Source organism: Alteromonas sp. ABV4_515 (assembly GCF_056160345.1).
The window spans coordinates 577,373-599,024 of the sequence record NZ_JBSWWZ010000001.1; the positions used below are offsets into that span (position 1 = coordinate 577,373).

Below are 21,652 nucleotides of genomic sequence, written 5' to 3' on the forward strand. Positions count from 1 at the left end.
AAACGCGTTTATGGAAAACCCTTTGTTAAAATCTGCCCTGCTTTCTGTGGCGACAGCGTTGTTTCTTACCGCCTGTGCCAGCACGCCAACGCCCAAGGGCACAGTAAAAATTACAGAAACCACGTCTTACTCTGATATCGATGCGAAAGTGGATGCTTTTAACCGCAAATACGGCCCCGAGAATGTGCTGATTGTGTCCGATATCGACAATACCCTGCTGACCAGTGCGACTGATTTAGGTGGCGACATCTGGTATCAGTGGCAGCGTGGCAAACTGGACATTCAGCCTACAGACCAGCAAAAAGTGTCCTGTCTGTTTGAAGACACCATTGGGTTACTTTATGAACTCAACCCCATGCGATTGACCGATCCACTGGTACCGGAAATGGTCGCAACCTGGCAGATGAACGGTAATACGGTGATAGCGCTCACTTCACGCGATCCCCGCTACCGTGCGGCGACTGAGCGCGAGTTGGAAAGTAACGGTATTGATATGACCAAATCGCCGCTTGCCACCGAAGATGGCGCATTACCCGAATACCGCGAGCAACTAGAGCGTGAACTGACTTACAGCCAGGGCGTGATGATGACAACCGGTATGAATAAAGGCGACATGCTGCACTGGGTTCTGAAGCAGACTAATCGTCACTTCGATGCAGTAGTGTTTATCGATGACTCAGAAAAGAATATCGACAATATGTATGCCGCCTGGAAAGACAGCGGCACCGACATGCAAATCTTCTACTATACCCACGTAGAAGAAGCCCGGATTGCCGCCTTCGGCAGCGTTCTCACCCAGCAGCAAGCCGACAAAATGGCTGCAGACTATGAAACCCTCAACAGTACATTGCTGAGAGTATTTCCGGCACGTCCCACTCAGCATTGTCTAACGGTAAACTGATGACGACGTTATTTATTACCCCCACCCTGCGCATTGATGATAGCGAAATTGATATGAGCGCTATTCGTGCCCAGGGCGCTGGCGGACAGAACGTGAATAAAGTGAGCAGCGCAATTCATCTGCGCTTCGACGTGGCCGCGTCTTCATTGCCTGAGCACATTAAAGCACGTCTGCTGGCTAAAGCTGACACACGGCTCACTGCAGAAGGCGTGTTTGTGCTGAAAGCACAGAATTACCGCACTCAGGAGCAGAACCGTCAGGACGCCATCGACCGACTTTCACAATGGATTGGCGAAGCCACCAAAGTACAGAAAACCCGCCGCCCGACGCGTGTAAGTAAAGGCGTACAGAAACGTCGTGCGGAAGCAAAGAAACAGCAGAGCCAGCGCAAGGATATGCGTAAGAAGGTGGATTACTAGCCTGCTATCAACAGTTCGAAAAGTTAAGAAGACGATTACGGATGGCTTATTGCTGATTACTTATTGCAAATAGTTCATTGCAAATAGCTTTGCGCCGAAGTAACCACATGCTCCCTTAACGCTTTCAGTTGCGGACTTTCTGATTGCCAGTAGTGCCAGTACAGGGGAATATCCATGTACTTGCCAGGAAACAAATCGACCAGTTCACCGGTGTCGATGGCATCCTCAATCTGAAGATCCGGTAACATACCGTACCCCATGCCCGCTAGCATGGCCTGCCGAAAGCCTTCGGACGACGGACACCAATGAATATATTCTGGCTCACCGCCCGCGTATTCACGCATAAAATCGTGTTGTGTTCTATCGTTGTGGTCGAACACCAGACAAGGGGCATGGAATAGGTCAGCAGTTTCTGTGATGCCATGAGCCGACAGAAAGCCAGGACTGGCCACGGCGCGGTAACGAAGCGCACCAAGATAAACGGATTTACCACCATTAACGGTTTCATCGCTGCTGCAAATACACACCATCACCCTGTTTCATTCTTTTCAGGCTTACAGACTGATCCTCCACTAGAAAATCGAAACTGAATTTCTGCTCTGGTAACGTCAACGCCCGAGGTAACCAGGTTGCCAGAGAATCTGCATTCACCGCCATGCGAACGGCAAGAATATTTTGCTCGGCGTCTTCATCGCCCGACTGCATCCCCAACGCAGCCTCAAGCTGAATAACCTGTTGCAGATGAGTGAGCAGTCGGCTTCCGGCAGGTGTAGCCACTGGCGGTTGTGAGCGCACCAACACAGGTTCACCGATTTGCAGCTCCAGTTGGCGAATACGACGGCTCACCGCTGACTGAGTAATAAACAGCTTTTGCGCCGCCCGTTCAAAGCCCCGGTTGGCAATCACGGCTTCTAGCGCCCGGAGTAATTGATAGTCAAACATGATTTTTACGCATGATAGAGTAGGTTTATTCATTAGAATCATAAACCATTAATCTTTATTCTGCGCACTGTTTGAAAACGCATGAACAATGTAAGAGGAAATAGCGTGGAATCGTTGATCACCGGAATTTTGATGGGGCTTAGCCTGATTGTCGCCATTGGTTCGCAGAATATTTGGGTACTGAGTCAAAGCATGGTGAACCCTCATCGCGTAACCATCGCACTCACCTGTATTCTATGCGACGTGTTACTCATCATTACCGGCGTGTTTGCTGCGGTAAAAATTCAGGCTTTTTTGCCCGCACTGTTACCTTTTCTTATGTGGGGCGGCGTAGCGCTGTTACTTTGGCTCGCAGCACAAGCCCTCACTCGGGCATGGAAAGGAAACGGTGGGCTACAAGTGGCGCCACAACAAGCATTGTCTGCACGTAAAACCTGTCTGGTGGCATTGGGGATCAGTTTACTCAACCCTCACGTGTACCTTGATACTGTGGTATTGCTGGGAAATATTGGTAGTTTGCAGCCACAGCCGGAAATTTTTGCAGCGGGCGCGATTGTCGCTTCTATCTTCTGGTTCAGTAGCCTGGTGTGGTTGGCACCGAAACTGAAAGTCTGGTTAAGCTCGCCATTGCGGTGGCGTATTTTTGATGGAACCGTGGCTGTTGTCCTCATTGTTATTGCCATCAAGCTTGCCAGCATAGAGGTTTAACAGCCATTACTTTGTATGACTTAGTGTTTCTTAATTTTTTCCAGATAGCCCATGGCAAACGCAGAAACGACAAACGTGATGTGAATGAACAGATACCACATGATTTTCTCGTTCTCGATGGTCTGGGCATTCATAAAAACTTTTAGCAGATGAATAGATGAAATTGCCACAATGGAAGCGGCGACTTTATTTTTAAGCGACCCCGTATCCAGCGTACCTAACCAACCTAGCTTGTCGCTGCTCTCTTCGAGATCGATTTTAGAAACGAAATTCTCGTAACCTGAAAACATCACCATAACGACCAGGCCGCCCACTAGCGACACATCCACAAGTGTCAGCGCCAGTAGAATCAAATCAACTTCCGGTACTGAGAAAATGATGGGCACTATATGGATCAGTTCCTGAAAGAACTTCACCGTTAACAAGATAAGAAGCAGGCTGAGCCCCAGATAAATAGGTGCCATCAGCCAGCGCGATGCGTAAAGCAACTTTTCGAACAATCTTTCCATTTTCTATTTAAATTCCAAAATAACTATCGACTACTTTCATTAAGCCGCCTGACCATCTCGTCATCCAGCTTGAGCATGCGGGCAAGCTCCTGCAAGTATACGGTTTCCATATGATTTTTTTCATCAATCACTAAGCATGAAGCCAAATAAATTTCTGAAGCCTCAGCAGGTGTCGAAGCCAGTGCCGCCACTTCTGAAGGGTCAAGCGGCTTATTGATTTCTCTTTCCAGAAACTGCTTTTCATCGCTGCCGATGGCTGAATTAGCCAGTGCTTCATGAATATGCTTCATTTCAGTTTCATCAATATGACCGTCGGCTTTCGCCGCGGCAATCATCGCTTTTAATACATTTACCGAATGCTTCGAATCATTCTCGCTGAACGTTTCAGCCGTACCAGACGTCGCTTTTTCTGCCTGATAATTATTGTAAATCTTGTAGGCCAGTGCCCCGATAGCCACGGCGCCACCCGCTTTAAGTAACGTGGAACCTTTGCCTTTTTTCAGCAGTGATTTGAGCAAGCTACTTCCGGCAATACCCAGCCCCATTTTCTTTAGTGAGTCGGAACCCGACGACGACCCGGAACCTAAGCCACCCAGTTTGTCCTTATGCTGTTTCACTACCGACGAGTTAAGCACCTGATTTAAAACGCTGTGTAAATTCATACTTTCAATCTCCATGCGGACCAGACATCGTTTACGGGAATCGCTTTGACACTATTTAAGTACACAAATTCGATTCAGCCTTTTATAAATAAAAAAGAGAGCCAGAACCCCTGACTCTCTAACTCATTACACTGGCTTTTATACGGTGCTAGTGCAGCTTGAGTTTATGACCCACAATATTGCCCACCTTACGACTCATCAATGTCATAGTGCCTTTAAACCAACCATGTACGGCAAACTGGTGCATGTTGTACAGTGAGATATAAACAAGACGTGCCAGTCGCCCTTCAATAAACATACTGGAGTTAGACAAGGCGCCCATCAGGCTGCCGACTGTGCTGTACTTACTCAGATGCACCAGCGACCCATAGTCTTTGTACTCATATTCCTTCAGAGGCCTGTCGCGGAACATGGCAATGATGTTCTCACCGGCAGTGGTGGCCATTTGGTGAGCTGACTGCGCACGAGGCGGCACCCAGTTTCCGTTTTTCTGTTTGAAGCCACAGCAGTCACCGATGGCAAAAATGTGATTATCAATGGTGCTTTGCAGATACTCATTCACCAAAATCTGATTAGCACGGTTAGTTTCAAAAATGCCCATGTCCACCAGGAAATCCGGCGCTTTCACACCTGCTGACCACACCATTAAGTCAGCATCAATTTCCTGACCGTCTTTGGTTTTAAAGCCTTTTTCTGTGGCTTCAGACACCATAGCGCCTTCAAGTACTTCTACACCCAGTTTCAGCAGTGCTTTTTTCGCTGACGCAGCTATTTTTTCAGGTAATGCGGGCAGAATACGAGGGCCAGCTTCGATGATGGACACCTTTAAACGCTTGGCAGACATTTCCGGCATACCGTACGCCCGGGCGAGATTGGCAATATGGTGAAGTTGTGCCGCCAGCTCAGTGCCCGTAGCACCACCGCCAACAATGGCAACGTGAAGCATATCCTGCTCGGTGCAAGATTGATTGATGCGTAGTAACTGATTCAGTAACGCGCGGTGGAAACGCTCAGCGCCGGCCAGGGAGTCGAGTTTATAGCAATATTCGGCCACGCCGGGGGTACCAAAATCGTTGCAAACACTGCCCAGGGCCATCACCAGGTAATCGTAATCGATAGTGCGCTCTGGCAAGATTTCTTTGCCGTCGCGGTCGTTAAGGGGGTCGAGAATTATCTGCTTTTTCTCTTTGTCCAGCTGGCGCATATTACCCAACTGGAACTGGTATTTATGACGCACGGCGTGCATGCGGTAATCCACACCGTCGGAGTTTTTATCAATAACCCCGGCCGCCACTTCGTGAAGTAAAGGTTTCCACACGTGTGTCTGGCTACGATCAACCAGAATAACTTCTGCCTCACCTTTCCGGCCCAGCTTGTGACTCAGATGTGTCACTAATTCGAGACCACCAGCACCACCGCCAACAACGACGATCTTTTTCATGATGTTTCCTCAATACAATTTTTCCAGCTATTGAATGTCTTGAAAACGGTGTCATCCAATAGCTCGAAAAACTGCGAGTGTTGCTTATACAGCGAGAAAGAGTCTGTATTTGAAACACGCGGTAAACCCATCCCTGGGCGCTCTACCGCAGCATCCATGCTGCGGAAGGTTTCAACTACAGACTCTTTCTCGCTATACGCACCACCAACCACATGCTAAAACGTTCGCTGCACGTCTGGCGCGCGGATGAGGTGGGCGTTCAGCAAGGATGTCTTGCGCTTCTGCAAGGGGAAGGCGTTGTTTTTCAGAACACGGCGTAAACCCATCCATGGGGCCTCGGCTGCCGCTTCCCTGCGGCAGACGGTTCTGAGAAATCAACGCCTCACCCATGCGCGCACCAGATTCACATCCGTAACATACAGTTGGAAATTTTATTCCCAACGATAAACGAGACTAACCATGTAGTTTCTCGGACGACCGGGGAAATAGCGGTCGCCACTGAACGAGGTGTAGTCTGCGCGTTCTGCGTATGCTTCATCAAACAGGTTATTAATTCGTCCAGACACCGTCATTTGCGGTGTGATATCCCAGCTGGTTCTCAGGTCCACAATGTCGTGGCCATCGTATTCATGCTGGTTTTCCGGATCGGTGTAATACGAGCCTACGTGATTCCACGCCAGTTCAGCAATAATGTTTTCGGCCGGCGTGTAGCGAAGGCGGGTGTTGGCTACATGTCGTGGCGCGGTATCCATGCCATTGCCGTTAATGTCTATTTCGCCAGAAAGCTGTGAATGGCGGTACGTATGTTTCGCTGCGGTGGCTGCAACTATTAACGCAAACTGTTCGCTCATCTGCCATTCCGCCTCAAGCTCAATGCCCTGGTGACGGCTCTTGCCGTTGGCCACATAGAAATAATCGCTGTCACGATAGATAAAGTGGTCTTTGTCCATCTGATACACAGACAAGTTGTAGCGAAGTACGTCGCCTTTGCTCTTCAGGCCAATTTCGATGTTGTCGGCAACCACCGGTTCAAGATCGGCGACAGATTGGGCGCGTTGCAAACGGTAAAGCTCGGTGGCTTGTGGCGCGCGATAGCCCCGCGAAAGGTTTCCGTACACCAATAAATCGTCTGATAGCGAATACGATGCGCCTAACTTTGGCGAGAAATTACTGAAACTGTCATCGCGACTTTCCGGACGGGTATAGCGGCAGCCCCCCATACCGCAGGTGGTGCCATCTTCCCGTACCCGACCAGCATTCATGTTATTTGTATAGTCGTATTTGGTGTGCTCATATCGCACGCCCGCGCTCCAGTGCCAGTTGTCGATGTCTCCGCTGAGTTCTGCAAAAGGCGCGAGTACGGTGGCGTCTACGCTGTAATCGTAGTGACGACCAGAAGGAATGGTTTCTACCAGAAATGCAGATCCTACGGTTGGCGAGTCCTGATATTGCAACAAATCACCGGAGGTGTATTCGCCATCAACACCGGCCTGCAATGTCATATTGTCAGCCAATTCATGAGACCACAGCGTTTGTATGCCCGCACCACGCTGGCTGTTTTTCTCAATGGGTTGGCCTGGCAGGAAATGCATCAGAAAATCCATATCCTGATCGCGGAAATAAGGGGTCACAATGATTTCATCGCCGTTATCCAGCGTCATTGCTACCTTGCTCCACAGTCGTAGTGAACGGGCATTGCGGTAAGCTTCCGGGTTTTCATTGCCCTGCGCCAGTGCTTTATCTTTGTAGCTGTCGGTACCGCTGATATAACCCGCTGTATCTTGCTCCAGGTTGGTATATGTGAGGCCAGTATTAACAGAAAATTGGTTGCCCTCGTAGCGGTGACGAAGATTCACTTTCTCCTGGTTCAGCCCCTCATCAACACGGTAACCGTTATCACTGGTCACACTGGCATTAATACCTACACCAGTATTCCCAGCGTCGTAGCCAGAGCGCAGCTTGTATCGTGTGTAGCCGTAAGAACCATAATCAAAACCCGCCATACCACCACCCTGCGTGGTATCTGGCGTGATCACGTTCACCACGCCGTGAATGGCGTTAGAACCGTAAAGTGCCGAGCCTGGGCCTTTTAACACTTCAATTCGCTGGGCCATTTCACTGTGGGCTTCAAACAATTCGTTAATGTTACAGAAACCGGCCGATCGCAAAGGAATGCCGTCTTCGGCAGTAAGTAAGCCGCCACAGGCGCCCGCACCCGAAAATACCGGCGAGCGTAATGCTGGAAGGTATTCCTGGCCGTTCCCGCGCTGTAATTGCGCCCCAGCGATATTATCGAACACTTCTTCTATATGTGTTGCCGACAGAAGTGCAATCTCGTCATCGTCTACGCTACTTACCGTGACCGGTTGGGTGAAGCTGTCTGTGCCAGTGCGAGATGCAGTGGTTGTAATGTGTTCAATGCTGTCCGCTTCAGTTTGCGCTGCCGCAGAAGAGACTGCGCCCATAGTCAAAAGGGCACAGTACAGCGAGCTCAGTGGAAATGATTTGTGACGCTTTGCAGTCATAATTCTCTCAAAATGGATTACAGACAGCTTGAACTGTCTCAATAGTAAGTGGAAAAAAACAGTGGGGGAAGCCTGCGCACGGCCTCATTCAGGTTTGTTTTAATGGTACTTTTTAGCGCTACCTGAAGCCACCGCCAATACTACTACTTTGGAAGTACACCTATAGTTTCATTTCATTGACGGACTAAAGGATAAGCGAATCGCCCCTATCGACGAGTTTCCAATTTAGCCCCCGACAACAATACTCGAAACATCAAAAAAAGTTCGCTGGCAACGCATCAGTGAACAATGGGCATGAGTAACCCGGGATCAATGTGAATTGTTGCTCCGCCTATACGAAAACTAAACAAATCAAAGATAGGTGAAACACATGAACAACAAGAACGTAAGCCTCAAGCCTCTTGCCTTAGCCGTATCAGCACTGGTTTGCTCAAGCGCCAATGCAGCCATCACGATTTATGATGACGCAGAAGTTGCCACAGTATCTGTGGACGCGTCTTTCAACACATTTTACGTAAATACCAGCACCGAAAGCGATGCTGCTGGTACATCACGCGACCAGTCTCGCGTTAAGATGGGCTTCCTGCCAAACTGGCTGGGAATGAACTTCAGCAAAGACATCAACGGCCTGAAAGTAGGCGGACGTTCTTCTTTCTGGGTCACCATCAATGACAGCAACAGCACGGTAACTTCAACCGGTATTGATGTACGTCAGTTCTACGCAACACTCGGTTCAGACTGGGGTGAAGTGTTACTGGGTAAAGATTTTACCCTGTTCAACCGTAACAACATTTTCTTAGATGAAATCCTGATGGGCTACGGCAACGTGAATGACACGCTTGGTCTTATCGACGGTCAGGGCGTTTCATTCGGTAACATCGGCAGCGGTTACACCTATCCTATGCCAACCTCTCAAATTCGTTATACCACACCGACTTTTGGTGGCGGTTTCAAAGTAGCAATCGCAGCAATCGATCCATCACCTGTCAATGCGGCTGATGACCGCGAAGAATCTGCACCACGCATCGAAGCGGAAGCCACTTACTCAACTGATTTCGACGGCGGTAATGTAACAGCGTGGGTTGGTTTCCTGAACCAAAGTTCAGAGTCAGACACCATGGGTGATGTTGACTCAACAGGTACTTCTTACGGCGTAAAAGTAGGCTTTGGTGGCTTTGCACTGCATGCATCAGGTTACACCGGTGAAGGTATCGGTATTTTGCTTGGCCCAACAGAAGCAGCACTTGGCTTAGGCCCAGTAACTATGTACGACATGAACATGAATGAATTAGATAGCAGCGGTTATCTGGTTCAAGGTTCATACAAAATGGACGATCACCGTTTTGTGGTGTCTTACGGTGAGAACGAAATTGAAGATTCAGACTACATTGGCCACGAAGCGATGCAGGTTGCTTGGTTCTACAACTACAACAGCCACGTCACTTTTGCTGTTGAATACGCCTCCAGTGAATTCAGCGGCATTCTCGGTGACGAAGAAGCCGACACTATCGCGATTGGCGGCATTGTAAATTTCTAAACTGTTATTTGATTGCCAGAAAAATAACAGTCATTCATTTCCGGTCCGCGGGGCCGGGGTCGGGACAGACGAAAATGCTGTCCACAGACTAAAACTCGCGATCTGGCAACGCTTTTAAAATTGAAAAACCGGAGTAATAAATATGATTTACGCAGCACCTGGACAACAAGACTCGGTTGTAACGTTTAAAGAACAATATGGCAACTACATCGGCGGCGAATGGGTCGCTCCAGTAAAAGGCCAGTACTTCGACAACGTTTCACCGGTTAACAACGAAGTATTCTGTTCCATTCCACGTTCTACCGCCGAAGACGTTGAGCTGGCGCTTGATGCGGCTCACAAGGCAAAAGCGGCCTGGGGCTCGACCTCAGCCACTGAACGCTCTAACCTGCTTCTGAAAATTGCTGATCGCATCGAAGCAAACCTTGAAGCACTGGCTGTGGCAGAAACCTGGGACAACGGTAAAGCCGTTCGTGAAACCCTGAACGCCGACATCCCGCTGGCCGCTGACCATTTCCGCTACTTCGCCGGCTGTATCCGTGCGCAGGAAGGCTCTATCAGCGAAATCGACAAAAACACCATCGCGTATCACTTCCACGAGCCGCTGGGCGTAGTTGGTCAGATTATCCCGTGGAACTTCCCAATCCTGATGGCAGCGTGGAAGCTGGCTCCGGCATTGGCTGCGGGTAACTGTATCGTTCTCAAGCCAGCTGAGCAGACACCTGCGTCTATTCTGGTTCTGACTGAAATTATTGCTGATCTGCTGCCTGCTGGTGTACTGAACATCATCAACGGTTATGGCGCAGAAGCCGGTCAGGCACTGGCAACAAGCAAGCGTATCGCTAAAATCGCTTTCACAGGCTCCACTCCGGTAGGCGCACACATTCTGAAATGCGCTGCAGAGAATATCATTCCTTCGACCGTGGAACTGGGTGGCAAGTCGCCTAACATCTACTTCTCCGACGTGATGAAGCACGAAGATGAGTTCCTCAGCAAGTGTGTGGAAGGTACGGTGCTGGCCTTCTTCAACCAGGGTGAAGTATGTACCTGTCCTTCACGCGCTCTGATCCAGGAAGATATGTACGATGACTTTATCTCTCTGGTAATCGCCCGTACACAGCAAATCAAACGTGGTAACCCGCTGGATACTGATACGCAGGTGGGTGCACAGGCCTCTGCCGAGCAGTATGACAAGATTCTGGGCTACCTGGAAATTGGTAAGAAAGAAGGTGCCGAAGTCCTTATCGGTGGCGGTCCTGCCAACGTTGAAGGCTTCAATAAAGGCTTCTACATCGAACCGACGCTGCTGAAAGGCAACAACAACATGCGTGTATTCCAGGAAGAGATTTTCGGTCCTGTAGTAGGCGTAACAACATTTAAAGACGAAGCGGAAGCACTGGCCATCGCTAACAACACCGAGTTTGGTCTGGGTGCTGGTCTGTGGACCCGTGATACAAACCGTGCATACCGCATGGGTCGCGGCATCGAAGCTGGCCGTGTATGGATGAACTGCTACCACGCCTATCCGGCTCACGCGGCATTCGGTGGTTATAAGAAATCTGGCGTAGGCCGTGAAAACCACAAGATGATGCTGGACCATTATCAGCAGACTAAAAACCTGCTGACCAGCTACGACATCAACCCGCTGGGCTTTTTCTAAAAGCGTTGCCTGAAAAGGCGTAAGTCCGGTACCCGTCATTCTGGCGGGTACCTTTTTCCTCTGCTGGTCTACGCTTAATAAGGTAAGCCATTCTCAAAACCTAGAAGAAAAAAGTACCTTATGACTGTATTGCCGCGCATTCTGTTACTGCTAAGCCTCCTGTTCTCCAGTCTGGCACTGGTAAAAGACGCGTTTGCCAAAGACGTTGTCCGCGTAGGTGTTTTACAGTACGGCACAGTGAACTGGGAAATGCAGGCCATTGAACACCTAGGCTTGCAAAAAAACGATGATATTCAAGTAGAGGCGATACCACTTGCATCTACTCAGGCGCTACTTGTCGCACTTCAGGGCGGAAAAGTAGACGTCATTCTCAACGACTGGCTATGGGTTGCCAGACAAAAAGGCCTTGGCCGCGAATACCGTTTCGCGCCTTACTCGTCTAACGGTGGCCAACTTGTTGTTAGAAACAACGCAAACATTCATTCACTCAGTGACTTAAAAGGCAAAACTATCGGTATCGCCGGCGGGAAAACCAATAAAAACTGGGTGCTATTCAAAACATTTATTCAGCAACAAACCGGATTAATACTGGGCAAAGACATCGTCGTTAAATTCGGTGCGCCCCCCATGCTTAATGCACTGGTAAAACAAGGCGAACTGGACGGTGTACTCAACTTCTGGCACTACGCTGCGCAGCTTAACGCTGAAGATATGCCGACACTGCTGACAATGGAAGACTTACTTCAAGCTTCAGGTATCGAGACAAAATTACCGGTACTAGGCTGGGTATTCAGTGAAAACTGGGCTAATGAGCACCGTAGCGCGATTAATTCATTTCTGGCGCTGTCAGCCGACGCGAAGCAAAAAATGAAAGAACAGGACGAGGTATGGCAATCGCTACCCGCTTTCACTCGCTATCCACAACCTGCGCAGCCTTACCTTATTGCCGGATTCCGTGATGGCGTCTTCACCCACGTGACCGAACAAACCGAACCCGCCATGGCGAAGGTGTTTGCCATGCTTGTAGCCAACCAGGAAGACAATGATGTCACCGGTAGCCTCACAGCCCTGCCAGAAGCCATCCTTTGGCAATGGGAATAGCGTGTCTGGCGAACTAAATGCCAGCACTCAGCGTTGGTACCAGCTTCCGGTATTGAAGCGGCTGGCATCAGTGTGCCTGTTACTGGCTTTCTGGCAAGTGTGCGTGGCCGTGTTTAACCCTGCGCTCTTGCCTGCGCCAACAGACGTATTTGCCCGCTTAGGTAGTGAATTGCAAGGCCCGCTACTGTATCACCTCAGCCAAACGTTACTCCGCGTTGCCATTGCATTTTCTATTGCTATGGTAATCGGCATTGCCATTGGCCTGGTTATGGGTCATAGCAAACGGGTTGATGACTGGGCAGACAGCATTCTTACTCTCATGCTGAATGTACCTGCACTGGTCACCATCATCCTGTGCTTTATCTGGTTCGGTCTGAACGATATCGCCGCTATTCTGGCTGTGGTGTTAAACAAGGCGCCGAATGTGGCGGTGACCCTGCGTGAAGGCGCCCGTGCCGTAGACAACAAACTGATGGAAGTCGCCAAAGTTTACCAGTTGTCTCCACTACGAACCTTCAGCAAGGTGTATTTACCTCAGCTTTATCCGTATGTCATCGCGGCTGCACGAGGCGGCCTTGCCCTAGTATGGAAAATCGTGCTGGTAGTAGAACTTATTGGCTGCAGTAATGGGGTTGGCTTTCAGCTTTCTACCTATTTCCAACTGTTCGATATCACCGCCATTTTAGCCTACACATTGGCCTTTGTTAGCATTGTATACGGCATTGAGGCGTTGGTTTTACGCCCGCTTGAAAAAAGGGTGTCAGGGTGGCGTCAACGATGAGAATTGAAGTCAAACAAAAGGCATTTGAAGCCGCTACCCCACTAATCGCCGATCTGAATTTTTCCGTTGAAGAAGGTGAAATTGTTGCTCTTATTGGCCCGTCTGGCGCAGGAAAAAGTACGCTGCTGAACATTATCGCCGGGCTCGATACTGAATACGACGGTACGATTGCCGAAGTGCCCGAGCGTCCTGTTGGATTAATGTTCCAGGAAGCCCGCCTGATGCCGTGGCTCACTGCGCTGGAAAATGTCACATTGGTTGCCCCCGCCACCCATCCTGATCCACAAAGCGAAGCGAAAAAACTACTCCCACTGGTAGGGCTGGAAAAAGACATCAACAGCTATCCTGCGCGATTGTCTGGCGGCATGGCCAAACGCCTGGCGTTAGCGCGCGCGATGATGTTTAACCCTGGCGTATTACTCATGGATGAACCGTTTTCATCACTGGACGCCCCGGCCGCAGAAAGTTTACGACGATTATTATTGACGCTGAAAGAGGAACAGCCTTTCAGCATTATTTACGTAACCCACGATTTAAAGGAGGCCGTCACCATAGCCGACCGCGTGCTGATATTAGACGCAAAGCCCATGACCATTGTGCACCAGGAAATTATCTCACTGCCCCGCCCGCGATTCCTCCACGATGAGGCGGTCAATGAGGTATGTAAACCACTGTATAACGCCTTCCCGGCACTCCTTTATGGAGACACAGACAGGTGAGTCCGTATGTGAAATTGCACAACATTGTTGTTAAGCATTTGTGAAACAGATATTATTCCTCCATACCTCTGGAGGAAACATGAGTCGTCAACAAGCACAACTGGCTGTCGCCCACGATGTAGTCAGCGGTGTAGCCCGCGCCGGGAGTGAAAATCAAGACCCGGTAAAAGCTGCTGCTGAAATCTATCGGGCACTTGCTCCGTGTGAGCCTACCTGCGTGGTATTTTATTGCTGCACACGATATCCGCTGGAGTTACTCTCCCGTGAATTATCGCGCTACTTCCCTGATATTACCGTTATCGGGTGTACATCTGCGGGTGAAATAACCCCTTTTGGGTACTGTAAACATAGCATTAGTGCGTTTGGTTTAAGCCATCAGTCTTTTGCAGTGGAGTCAGTACTCATTGAGAACCTGACGGCGTTTACTAAGAACGACGCCGATGTTTTGGTTGCCAGCATGATGGATAATCTACGTAAAAAGGCTGTCACGCCCACTCCTATCGACAAGCATTGCTTTGCTATGACATTGCTCGACGGATTATCCATCCGCGAGGAGCAGGTAATTGCCGCTCTGAGTACCAGTTTGCATGAAGTGCCGCTGGTGGGAGGTTCTGCCGGTGATGACCAGCATTTCGTAGACACCCAGGTATTCTATAACGGTAAATTCTACAGCGACGCTGCCGTATTCATGCTGGTGAATACCACCTGTATGTTTGAAGTATTTTCGCAGCATCATCTGGCTCCGCAGCAGGAAAAACTGGTAGTCACTCAGGTTTCACCCAATTTACGTGTGGTGCAAGAGTTCAATGCCGAGCCTGCTGCACTGGAATACTGCCGCATTAATAACCTGAAACTGGAAGATCTCAATCCTCGCACGTTTGCCATGTATCCATTGGCGGTTCAGATTGGTGATCATCTCTACATTCGTAGTATTCAGCAGGTTAATGACGACCTTAGCCTTACCTTCTTCTGCGCAATAGACGCAGGCGTAGTGCTTACACAAATGACCTCACCTGGCTTGCTTTCTCATACCTCAATGATCTTTAATTTATTGGAAGAATCAGTGGGTGAGATCCAACTGCTTATTGGCTTCGATTGCGTGCATCGCCGCGCTGAAGTTGACGAGTATCAGTTGGAAACAGAAATGTCTGCGTTATACCGGGAGCACAATGTCATTGGCTTTAATACCTATGGTGAGCAAATCAATGGGTTACACCTTAATCATACCTTCACTGGTGTTGCTATAGGATATCCCCGTGACGAATTCCAGCCAGAACATACCTACTCATAGCCCCTACCCGGCCGTTGAAACTGAATCCGCTTCCGACGAACTGGAACGGCTTCGTTACGAAAATGAAAAGCTCAATAAAATCAATTCGGTATTAATGCGCCGTGTGGAAATGGGCTGGGGCAACCACAGTGATGCATATCAAAGCTTTGAAGACGCAGCACTGCTGGCCGACAAGGTTAAAGAGCGTACCTACAAGCTTCAGCAAACCCTGCACCGGCTTGAAGAATCAAACCAACAACTCGATCAGGCTCGCCACGAAGCGGAAATTAGCCGGGTATCGTCAGATCAAGACAGACAACGACTCACCGACGCCATCGAGAGTATTTCAGAATCGTTTGTGTTGTTCGACGCCGAACGGAAAATTGTGTTGGTAAACAATCGTTGCCGTGAATTCTGGAACCGTTTCGGCATTAAGTTCGAAATGGGAGTAACAACTTTTCAGCAAATCACCGCCGCTTCGCTGCCGTTAGTCGATCATAGCTGCAAGGTTCAACGTAAAGTCAGTGCGTTTCCTGAATCCATTACCCAGACGATTTTTAAATTGCGCGACGACACCTGGATTCAGATGTCGGAAAGGAAAACCGCTGAAAATGGCCTGGTGGTGGTGTACACCGATATCACCAACATCAAGAAGACCGAAGAACTTCGCTATCAAACCGCCATGGCGGAACAAGCACAGTTGCTGAAATCTACCCTTGAAAACATGACCGAGGGTGTGGCGCTCATTAACGAAAACAATGAGCTGGAAACCTGGAATCAGCAGTTTCTTGAGTTTGCCGGTTTACAGGAAAGTGAGGTGCGCCGAGGCGACAAGTATGATGAACTGCTCGCCAATAGCGAACTACATGCCCTGCCCGCATTACGGTTATCGGAACAACTAAACGACGATGGCTTCTGCGAGACAGAAGTGACCATGCAAAATGGCTGTGTGTTGTTGTTCAAGAGCCACCTGATCCCTTCTGGCGGCATGCTCAATACCTTTACCGATATTACCGAGCGCAGTCATCATCAGCGTGCATTACAGGAAAGCGAGCAGCGCATTCGCTTAATTACCGATGCCATGCCGGCGCTTATTTCCTACGTGAATAAAGATATGTGCTACGAGTTCGTTAACCGCGAATTCGAAAAGTGGTATCACCGTTCCCGTTCAGAGATCATCAGTCAGCACCTACGCCACGTGTTGGGTGAGCAGGCCTTCAATAATCTGTTTATCTACATTGAGCGGGCGATGCTGGGGCAATCGGTGAATTTCGAGGTGGAAAGTACCATGGAAAATGGCAATAGCCGGATCTCCAATAAAACCTACATTCCCCATTTCGATCACGACCGCAACGTGGTGGGCTTTTTTGCCCTTGAACAGGATGTCACCGAACAACGTAGAACAGCCCGGGCCCTTAAGCATGCTTATGATTACATGGAGCAGCGGGTTAATCAGCGTACCAAGAAAATTTCTGAGATTAACGCACAGTTGCGCAAAGAAATTGAAGACCGCCAGTTAGCACAAATCCACTTGCTGGAAGCTAAGCGCGAGGCCGACCACGCCAACGAATCAAAAAGTAAGTTCCTGGCTGCCACCAGTCACGATCTACTTCAACCTATGAACTCCGCACGCTTGTTTGTTAGCGCGCTGGCAGAACAAAAGTTACAACCAGAAGCACTAAAGCTGACAAATTCATTAAGTTATTCATTGGAAAATCTCGAATCGCTAATTTCCGCCCTGGTAGACATTTCTAAGCTGGAAGCGGGCCTTATTGAGCCCGTACTCGACGACTTCGCGGTTGAAGATTTAATGACAAATCTGGAAGCTGAATTCCGTCCTCAAGCAGAAGCGAAAGGGCTCAAATTCCGTTTCCGTAACTCGTCCAGAGTAGTAAATTCCGACGGCTATCTACTGGCCCGCATCCTGCGAAACCTGCTTTCCAATGCCATTCGCTACACCAATGAAGGCACAATTCTGCTGGGTGCGCGACGCAGAGCCCACGGCCTTGAAATTCAGGTCTGCGACACCGGCATCGGTATACCGGAAGATAAGCTCAGCGAAATATTCCAGGAATTCAACCGGGTAGAAGCGAAAAAACGGCGTCACGATCAAGGTTTGGGTTTAGGTCTGGCCATTGTAGATAAACTCGCTACCGTGATGAATCACAAAATCGGCGTAGCATCAGTGGAGAACAAAGGTTCCCGCTTCACGGTAACCCTTCCCTTTGGTACTCAACGCAGTACAGCAGATTTACCCATTAAACCTGCCGTACAAGACCGGTTTAACAGTCACCTGGAAGGTGCAAACCTACTGATCATTGATAACGACGAAGCCATTTGTCGTGGTATGGAAGAGTTACTTACCGGCTGGGGCATTGATGTGACCAGCGTACAAACACTGGAAGACCTGGCGCGGGATAACTGGCTAAAAGACTTACAACCTGATCTCATCGTTGCTGATTACCACCTCGACGATGGAGATACGGGCTTTGACGCGCTGGAAATTGTAGAGCGAGAGCTGGGCAGCGATGTGCCCGTAATTATGATCACTGCCAACTACACCAACGAGCTTCGTCAGTCCGTGCGGGCCAAAGGCTATTCACTTCTGAACAAGCCGGTTAAGCCTCACAAGATGAAACTGGCGTTGAGCAACCTGATGTCGAAAAAGGCTGGGGAGTGATTTCAGACAACCTGTCTCATCACTTAAGTCCGGCCATGACTGTTTCCAATTTGTAAATGTGTGAATGATAGAATAGTATCACTTGAGTGATACTTTAGTGTTCATACGGAGACACCGTATATGAAAGTAGAATTGGTCACATCGCTTAAGCGGCAGGCGACAAAAATTCTTGCTGATTTACGTGATACAAAAGAACCGGTTTTGATAACAGAACATGGTATTCCTTCGGCTTACCTCGTAGATGTCAGTGACTATGAGTTTATGCAAAATCGTTTGTCTATTCTAGAAGGCATAGCACGGGGAGAACGTGCACTCTCTGATGGCAAGGTTGTTAGTCATTCAGAAGCTAAAAATAGCATGTCCTGAATCAGGACGCATTCCGCCCGAACTTGAGCATTTAAATTATCGCGAAGTAGTAGCAAGTCCTTGCCGGATTTTTTATAAACTGGAAGCAGATAAGGTATTCATCTTATACGTCATGCGGGAAGAGCGGGATTTACGTAAATTCCTGTTAAGCAATAAGTAGCATCAGCTGCGACCAGCCATGACAGCCGGCCACATAATCATTTATTCATCGCATCAAATAATGATTAAAGTCGATGCTGGCCGCACACAGGGCAGCCTGAATGCGGTTGTGCACGTTAAGTTTATTGAGAATAGCAGATACGTGAGCCTTCACCGTGGTTTCGGCAATGTTAAGTTCGTACGCAATCTGTTTATTCGACTTACCCTTCGCAATACATTCAAATACCAGCAGCTGACGACGGGTTAGCGCTGCAATCAGTTTAGGGTCGATTTGCTGAGAATTACTGTCATCTTTTGGCTTGCTGTTACCACCTTTGCGAATAATATCTGGCGGCAAATAAACCTGACCCGAAAGCACTTGCTCTAACGCTGCTACAATCTGCTCACAGCTGGAGGATTTAGTGATAAAGCCTACTGCACCATAGGTAAACGCCTGCAATACCACGTTTTTATCTTCTTCAGCAGAAACGATCACGATGGGAATTTCCGGAAACTGATTTCGGAATCGAACAATACCGTTCAATCCGTCCATGCCAGGCATGTTTAAATCGAGCAAAACCAGATCAATGTCTGGATTTTCTTCTGCGACCTCAATGGCAGCATCGAGATCAGTACAGGTGACAGTTTTCGTGTCAGCGATATTGCGCTCTACGAAATCTGTAATGGCATAACGAAAAAGTGGATGATCGTCTGCAACCAGGATCTCTACCATAATTGTAAACCTTTTGTTAATTCTAAACGAATAGTAGTCAATTCAGCATACCGCTGTCGAGCATTAAGCTGTCTACTTGCTTGGTTTTTTCTTTTGTTGCATACCACGCTTTGGATCGTACCCCCAAATTGCCACGCCGCAGAATAGGACTGTGGTAACTAGAGTGACCCATGTTGCCGTAGGATTCCAGCTTTCATATAAAGCAAATCGTATTAATTCAACGCCATGGGTAAAGGGATTGTACGCTGACACCCAATAAAGCCACTCATTCGATTCTTTAAGTTTCCACAACGGATAAAGCGCTGAGGAAAGAAAGAACATGGGAAAGACGACGAAATTCATCACTCCGGCGAAGTTTTCTAACTGCTTGATAAACGACGACAACAACAAGCCGAGAGCGCCGAGCATTAAGGCGGTTATCAGCAGAGCTGGAGCAGCATATAAGTAGCCCATCAGCGGCACTTCAATACCCAACAGCCAGGCTACCAGGAAAAAAGCATAGGCTTGCAACAACGATATAATCGCCCCAGCCACCAGTTTCGACACCAACAAAAATGGCCTTGGCAATGGGCTGGTAAGCAAAATTTTCATACTTCCCATTTCCCGGTCGTATACCATCGACAAAGAACTTTGCATGCCGTTGAACAGCAGGATAATGCCTGCTAAACCCGGCATGATATATACATCATAGGTGATATACGTGTCGTAGGGCGGAATAATTGCGATGCCCAGCGCAGCCCGGAATCCGGCAGCGAACACCACCAGCCACAATAAGGGTCGTACTAGCGCACTAACCAGTCTGGCTTTTTGATGCCAGAAACGCCACATTTCTCGAATCACAATGCCTTTGAACGCAACCCAATATTTCATGCTGCCTCCCCGGAAGTAGTGAGGTTGCGGTACAGTGATTTCACGTCGCCCACCAGCTCATCATCCAGCGCTTGCTGACAGGGTTTGTCGAGCAGAATTTTGCCCTGATGTAACAGAATAAGGTGGTCTTCAGGCAACACTTCATCTACCAGGTGGGTCGACGACAACACAGTAATGCCCCGTGATTCACATAAGCCACGAATATGCTGATTGATGCTGTCGCGGGTTGGCATATCCAGTCCCACACTGGCTTCATCGAGAAGCAAAATGGCCGGTTCATGCAGCAATGCACGGGCTATTTCCACCCTGCGACGGTGGCCGCCATTTAACGAACGTACAGAATCTTTTTTGCGGTCGGTAAGTTCAAAGCGAGCAAGTTCGCGCTCGATAGCCGCTTTACTCGCTTTTGTCGACATGCCGTGAAGACTGGCGTGGTATTCCAGGTTTTGCTGCACGGTGAGGTCTAAATCCAGCGTGCTTTGCTGAAACACAATGCCCAGTGCTGCCAACGCTTTGCGCGGTGCCTTCAAGGTGCTGTGACCGGCCACATCAATGGCGCCGTCACGGGTTTGAAGCAGCTGGCACAGCAGATTAAACAGCGTACTTTTACCCGCGCCGTTTGGCCCTAGCAAGGCGTAAAACTGCCCCTGCTCTAGTTGCAGATCCACGTTGTCCAGCACCCACTTTTGCTGGTAACGATAACGCAGCGAATCGACTTTCAGGGCCAGACTCACGGCTTCACCGCCACACCCCAAGGGTAGCGACCCACTTTCAGGGTTTTAATCACTTTTAAATCGTCGGTGTCAATTACCGAGACGTCTCCACTCACGCCATTGGTCGTCAGCAGTAATTTTTGATCGTTGGCGAATTCAAGCATCCACACTCTGCGACCGACTAACAGGTAGTCCAGTACTTCGTAGGTTTTTGCATCAACCACAGCAACATGATTAGCAGGACCCAGTGCCACAAACGCATATTTGCCGTTATCGGTGAGTTTTACGCCTACAGGCTGAATCTTGTCTCTGTGCACGCCGGGAATTTTAAAATTAATGGTATGTGTGATGGCTTTGCTGGCCACATCAACAATGGAGACAGTGCCGCCAATCTCAGAAGATGACCATACGGTTTTGCCATCTTTAGTAAATTCCACATGACGGGGGCGCTGATCCACCAAGGTATTATCGACAAGTTCCTGGGTGCTGGCGTCAATCCAATGCAGCATGTTGGTGGTTTCAGAGGTATTGATCACCCATTTCCCGTCTGGACTGGCCGCCATGCCTTCAGGCTCTACGCCCACGTCGATTTGTGCCACCACATCCCGCTTTTCAGTATCGACCACCGTAACAACGGCATCATCTTCGTTAGCGATGTACAGGTGGTGATTGTTAGGATGCAGTGCGAACTGCTCAGGATCTTCACCAGAAGGCAGGTTATGGATAATTTTGTTGGTTGCCACATCCAGTACCTGCACCGCATCAGAATCACTGGCGCAGATGTACAAATATTTGTAGTCGTGACTGAAAATAATGCCCCGGGGGCGCATGCCGACGTCAATGGTTTGCAATACCTCTAGGGCGTCAGTATCAATTAGGGTCAGAGTGTCATCTTTTTCATTCGATACGTAGGCAATATCTGCCATCGCCGGGCTCGCAGCCATCATCATTACAGGCAAAATCCAAGACTTCATTAT

22 protein-coding genes and 1 pseudogene are annotated in these 21,652 nt (G+C 49.0%); 12 read left to right on the plus strand and 11 right to left on the minus strand.

Features of this window, described 5'->3' with window-relative positions; translation table 11 throughout:
• Positions 1-22 precede the first annotated feature (22 nt).
• Positions 23-901, plus strand: a complete 879-nt coding sequence (locus ACXAGX_RS02465; RefSeq protein ID WP_474836369.1) for a DUF2608 domain-containing protein — start codon at positions 23-25, stop codon at positions 899-901.
• Complete coding sequence (gene arfB, locus ACXAGX_RS02470; RefSeq protein ID WP_474818881.1) at positions 901-1,320, plus strand: alternative ribosome rescue aminoacyl-tRNA hydrolase ArfB; 420 nt, start codon at positions 901-903, stop codon at positions 1,318-1,320. Before ACXAGX_RS02465 ends, arfB begins: the two co-directional genes overlap by 1 nt.
• Positions 1,321-1,394: 74 nt before the next feature.
• Here the strand turns inward: arfB and ACXAGX_RS02475 are convergent, their stop codons facing one another.
• Both ACXAGX_RS02475 and ACXAGX_RS02480 read right to left on the minus strand, forming a co-directional pair.
• The gene (locus ACXAGX_RS02475; protein WP_474836371.1) at positions 1,395-1,850 is read right to left on the minus strand and encodes a LysR substrate-binding domain-containing protein; all 456 of its coding nucleotides are present in this window, start codon (positions 1,848-1,850) and stop codon (positions 1,395-1,397) included.
• Positions 1,825-2,262 (minus strand): LysR family transcriptional regulator, encoded by a 438-nt coding sequence (locus ACXAGX_RS02480; protein WP_474836373.1) that lies wholly within the window; start codon positions 2,260-2,262, stop codon positions 1,825-1,827. The genes ACXAGX_RS02475 and ACXAGX_RS02480 overlap by 26 nt, the downstream gene beginning before the upstream one ends.
• Before the next feature lie 105 nt (positions 2,263-2,367).
• On the opposite strand from ACXAGX_RS02480, the gene ACXAGX_RS02485 reads away from it, so the two are divergent.
• Complete coding sequence (locus tag ACXAGX_RS02485) at positions 2,368-2,970, plus strand: LysE/ArgO family amino acid transporter (RefSeq protein ID WP_474818879.1); 603 nt, start codon at positions 2,368-2,370, stop codon at positions 2,968-2,970.
• Between the two features lie 20 nt (positions 2,971-2,990).
• Here ACXAGX_RS02485 and ACXAGX_RS02490 read toward each other — a convergent pair whose 3' ends face one another.
• The 5 genes from ACXAGX_RS02490 to ACXAGX_RS02510 all read right to left on the minus strand — a co-directional run bounded on the left by ACXAGX_RS02490 (position 2,991) and on the right by ACXAGX_RS02510 (position 8,107).
• Positions 2,991-3,479 (minus strand): TIGR00645 family protein, encoded by a 489-nt coding sequence (locus tag ACXAGX_RS02490; protein WP_474818878.1) that lies wholly within the window; start codon positions 3,477-3,479, stop codon positions 2,991-2,993.
• 23 nt (positions 3,480-3,502) lie between these two features.
• Positions 3,503-4,141: a tellurite resistance TerB family protein gene (locus tag ACXAGX_RS02495; RefSeq protein WP_474818877.1), complete on the minus strand. Its 639-nt coding sequence runs from the start codon at positions 4,139-4,141 to the stop codon at positions 3,503-3,505.
• Positions 4,142-4,289: 148 nt separating this feature from the next.
• Positions 4,290-5,582, minus strand: coding sequence for an NAD(P)/FAD-dependent oxidoreductase (locus tag ACXAGX_RS02500; protein ID WP_474836375.1), 1,293 nt, complete (start codon positions 5,580-5,582; stop codon positions 4,290-4,292).
• A gap of 192 nt (positions 5,583-5,774) precedes the next feature.
• On the minus strand, positions 5,775-5,972 hold the full coding sequence (locus ACXAGX_RS02505) for a hypothetical protein (RefSeq protein WP_474836377.1): 198 nt from the start codon (positions 5,970-5,972) through the stop codon (positions 5,775-5,777).
• A 41-nt stretch (positions 5,973-6,013) separates the two neighbouring features.
• On the minus strand, positions 6,014-8,107 hold the full coding sequence (locus ACXAGX_RS02510) for a TonB-dependent receptor (RefSeq protein WP_474836379.1): 2,094 nt from the start codon (positions 8,105-8,107) through the stop codon (positions 6,014-6,016).
• A 370-nt stretch (positions 8,108-8,477) separates the two neighbouring features.
• On the opposite strand from ACXAGX_RS02510, the gene ACXAGX_RS02515 reads away from it, so the two are divergent.
• The 9 genes and pseudogenes from ACXAGX_RS02515 to ACXAGX_RS02555 form a co-directional block, all read left to right on the plus strand.
• The gene (locus ACXAGX_RS02515) at positions 8,478-9,644 is read left to right on the plus strand and encodes a porin (RefSeq protein WP_474818874.1); all 1,167 of its coding nucleotides are present in this window, start codon (positions 8,478-8,480) and stop codon (positions 9,642-9,644) included.
• A gap of 142 nt (positions 9,645-9,786) precedes the next feature.
• Positions 9,787-11,304: an acetaldehyde dehydrogenase ExaC gene (exaC, locus tag ACXAGX_RS02520; RefSeq protein WP_474836380.1), complete on the plus strand. Its 1,518-nt coding sequence runs from the start codon at positions 9,787-9,789 to the stop codon at positions 11,302-11,304.
• 120 nt (positions 11,305-11,424) lie between these two features.
• Positions 11,425-12,405: an ABC transporter substrate-binding protein gene (locus tag ACXAGX_RS02525; RefSeq protein WP_474836382.1), complete on the plus strand. Its 981-nt coding sequence runs from the start codon at positions 11,425-11,427 to the stop codon at positions 12,403-12,405.
• On the plus strand, positions 12,347-13,186 hold the full coding sequence (locus ACXAGX_RS02530; protein ID WP_474836384.1) for an ABC transporter permease: 840 nt from the start codon (positions 12,347-12,349) through the stop codon (positions 13,184-13,186). The genes ACXAGX_RS02525 and ACXAGX_RS02530 overlap by 59 nt, the downstream gene beginning before the upstream one ends.
• Positions 13,183-13,905 carry an ABC transporter ATP-binding protein gene (locus tag ACXAGX_RS02535; protein WP_474836386.1) on the plus strand — a complete coding sequence of 241 codons (723 nt, stop codon included), beginning with the start codon at positions 13,183-13,185 and terminating at the stop codon, positions 13,903-13,905. Before ACXAGX_RS02530 ends, ACXAGX_RS02535 begins: the two co-directional genes overlap by 4 nt.
• A 79-nt stretch (positions 13,906-13,984) precedes the next feature.
• Positions 13,985-15,196: a nitric oxide-sensing protein NosP gene (gene nosP / locus ACXAGX_RS02540; RefSeq protein ID WP_474818869.1), complete on the plus strand. Its 1,212-nt coding sequence runs from the start codon at positions 13,985-13,987 to the stop codon at positions 15,194-15,196.
• On the plus strand, positions 15,162-17,855 hold the full coding sequence (locus tag ACXAGX_RS02545; RefSeq protein ID WP_474836388.1) for a NahK/ErcS family hybrid sensor histidine kinase/response regulator: 2,694 nt from the start codon (positions 15,162-15,164) through the stop codon (positions 17,853-17,855). Before nosP ends, ACXAGX_RS02545 begins: the two co-directional genes overlap by 35 nt.
• A gap of 120 nt (positions 17,856-17,975) precedes the next feature.
• Entirely contained in the window at positions 17,976-18,221 is a 246-nt protein-coding gene (locus tag ACXAGX_RS02550; protein WP_474818867.1) for a type II toxin-antitoxin system Phd/YefM family antitoxin, read from the plus strand.
• A pseudogene (locus ACXAGX_RS02555) lies at positions 18,217-18,381 on the plus strand (type II toxin-antitoxin system RelE/ParE family toxin); the annotation flags it as partial. The gene ACXAGX_RS02550 and the pseudogene ACXAGX_RS02555, both read left to right, overlap by 5 nt.
• 45 nt (positions 18,382-18,426) lie before the next feature.
• On the opposite strand, the gene ACXAGX_RS02560 reads toward ACXAGX_RS02555, so the two are convergent.
• The 4 genes from ACXAGX_RS02560 to ACXAGX_RS02575 form a co-directional block, all read right to left on the minus strand.
• Entirely contained in the window at positions 18,427-19,092 is a 666-nt protein-coding gene (locus ACXAGX_RS02560) for a response regulator (RefSeq protein WP_474836390.1), read from the minus strand.
• A 72-nt stretch (positions 19,093-19,164) separates the two neighbouring features.
• Positions 19,165-19,962, minus strand: coding sequence for an ABC transporter permease (locus ACXAGX_RS02565; RefSeq protein ID WP_474836391.1), 798 nt, complete (start codon positions 19,960-19,962; stop codon positions 19,165-19,167).
• On the minus strand, positions 19,959-20,696 hold the full coding sequence (locus ACXAGX_RS02570) for an ATP-binding cassette domain-containing protein (RefSeq protein WP_474836393.1): 738 nt from the start codon (positions 20,694-20,696) through the stop codon (positions 19,959-19,961). The genes ACXAGX_RS02565 and ACXAGX_RS02570 overlap by 4 nt, the downstream gene beginning before the upstream one ends.
• Positions 20,693-21,649 (minus strand): YVTN family beta-propeller repeat protein, encoded by a 957-nt coding sequence (locus tag ACXAGX_RS02575; RefSeq protein WP_474836395.1) that lies wholly within the window; start codon positions 21,647-21,649, stop codon positions 20,693-20,695. The genes ACXAGX_RS02570 and ACXAGX_RS02575 overlap by 4 nt, the downstream gene beginning before the upstream one ends.
• Between the last annotated feature and the right edge of the window lie 3 nt (positions 21,650-21,652).

What these genes read in the sequence shown, in the direction of transcription:
- ACXAGX_RS02480 (WP_474836373.1), bottom strand. Translation starts at nt 2,262, where the DNA reads ATGTTTGACTATCAATTACTCCGGGCGCTAGAAGCCGTGATTGCCAAC.
- ACXAGX_RS02500 (WP_474836375.1), bottom strand. Translation starts at nt 5,582, where the DNA reads ATGAAAAAGATCGTCGTTGTTGGCGGTGGTGCTGGTGGTCTCGAATTA.
- ACXAGX_RS02565 (WP_474836391.1), bottom strand. Translation starts at nt 19,962, where the DNA reads ATGAAATATTGGGTTGCGTTCAAAGGCATTGTGATTCGAGAAATGTGG.
- ACXAGX_RS02535 (WP_474836386.1), top strand. Translation starts at nt 13,183, where the DNA reads ATGAGAATTGAAGTCAAACAAAAGGCATTTGAAGCCGCTACCCCACTA.
- nosP (WP_474818869.1), top strand. Translation starts at nt 13,985, where the DNA reads ATGAGTCGTCAACAAGCACAACTGGCTGTCGCCCACGATGTAGTCAGC.
- ACXAGX_RS02475 (WP_474836371.1), bottom strand. Translation starts at nt 1,850, where the DNA reads ATGGTGTGTATTTGCAGCAGCGATGAAACCGTTAATGGTGGTAAATCC.
- ACXAGX_RS02515 (WP_474818874.1), top strand. Translation starts at nt 8,478, where the DNA reads ATGAACAACAAGAACGTAAGCCTCAAGCCTCTTGCCTTAGCCGTATCA.
- ACXAGX_RS02560 (WP_474836390.1), bottom strand. Translation starts at nt 19,092, where the DNA reads ATGGTAGAGATCCTGGTTGCAGACGATCATCCACTTTTTCGTTATGCC.
- ACXAGX_RS02510 (WP_474836379.1), bottom strand. Translation starts at nt 8,107, where the DNA reads ATGACTGCAAAGCGTCACAAATCATTTCCACTGAGCTCGCTGTACTGT.
- ACXAGX_RS02550 (WP_474818867.1), top strand. Translation starts at nt 17,976, where the DNA reads ATGAAAGTAGAATTGGTCACATCGCTTAAGCGGCAGGCGACAAAAATT.
- ACXAGX_RS02490 (WP_474818878.1), bottom strand. Translation starts at nt 3,479, where the DNA reads ATGGAAAGATTGTTCGAAAAGTTGCTTTACGCATCGCGCTGGCTGATG.
- ACXAGX_RS02575 (WP_474836395.1), bottom strand. Translation starts at nt 21,649, where the DNA reads ATGAAGTCTTGGATTTTGCCTGTAATGATGATGGCTGCGAGCCCGGCG.
- ACXAGX_RS02525 (WP_474836382.1), top strand. Translation starts at nt 11,425, where the DNA reads ATGACTGTATTGCCGCGCATTCTGTTACTGCTAAGCCTCCTGTTCTCC.
- arfB (WP_474818881.1), top strand. Translation starts at nt 901, where the DNA reads ATGACGACGTTATTTATTACCCCCACCCTGCGCATTGATGATAGCGAA.
- ACXAGX_RS02505 (WP_474836377.1), bottom strand. Translation starts at nt 5,972, where the DNA reads ATGGGTGAGGCGTTGATTTCTCAGAACCGTCTGCCGCAGGGAAGCGGC.
- ACXAGX_RS02530 (WP_474836384.1), top strand. Translation starts at nt 12,347, where the DNA reads ATGATGTCACCGGTAGCCTCACAGCCCTGCCAGAAGCCATCCTTTGGC.
- exaC (WP_474836380.1), top strand. Translation starts at nt 9,787, where the DNA reads ATGATTTACGCAGCACCTGGACAACAAGACTCGGTTGTAACGTTTAAA.
- ACXAGX_RS02495 (WP_474818877.1), bottom strand. Translation starts at nt 4,141, where the DNA reads ATGAATTTACACAGCGTTTTAAATCAGGTGCTTAACTCGTCGGTAGTG.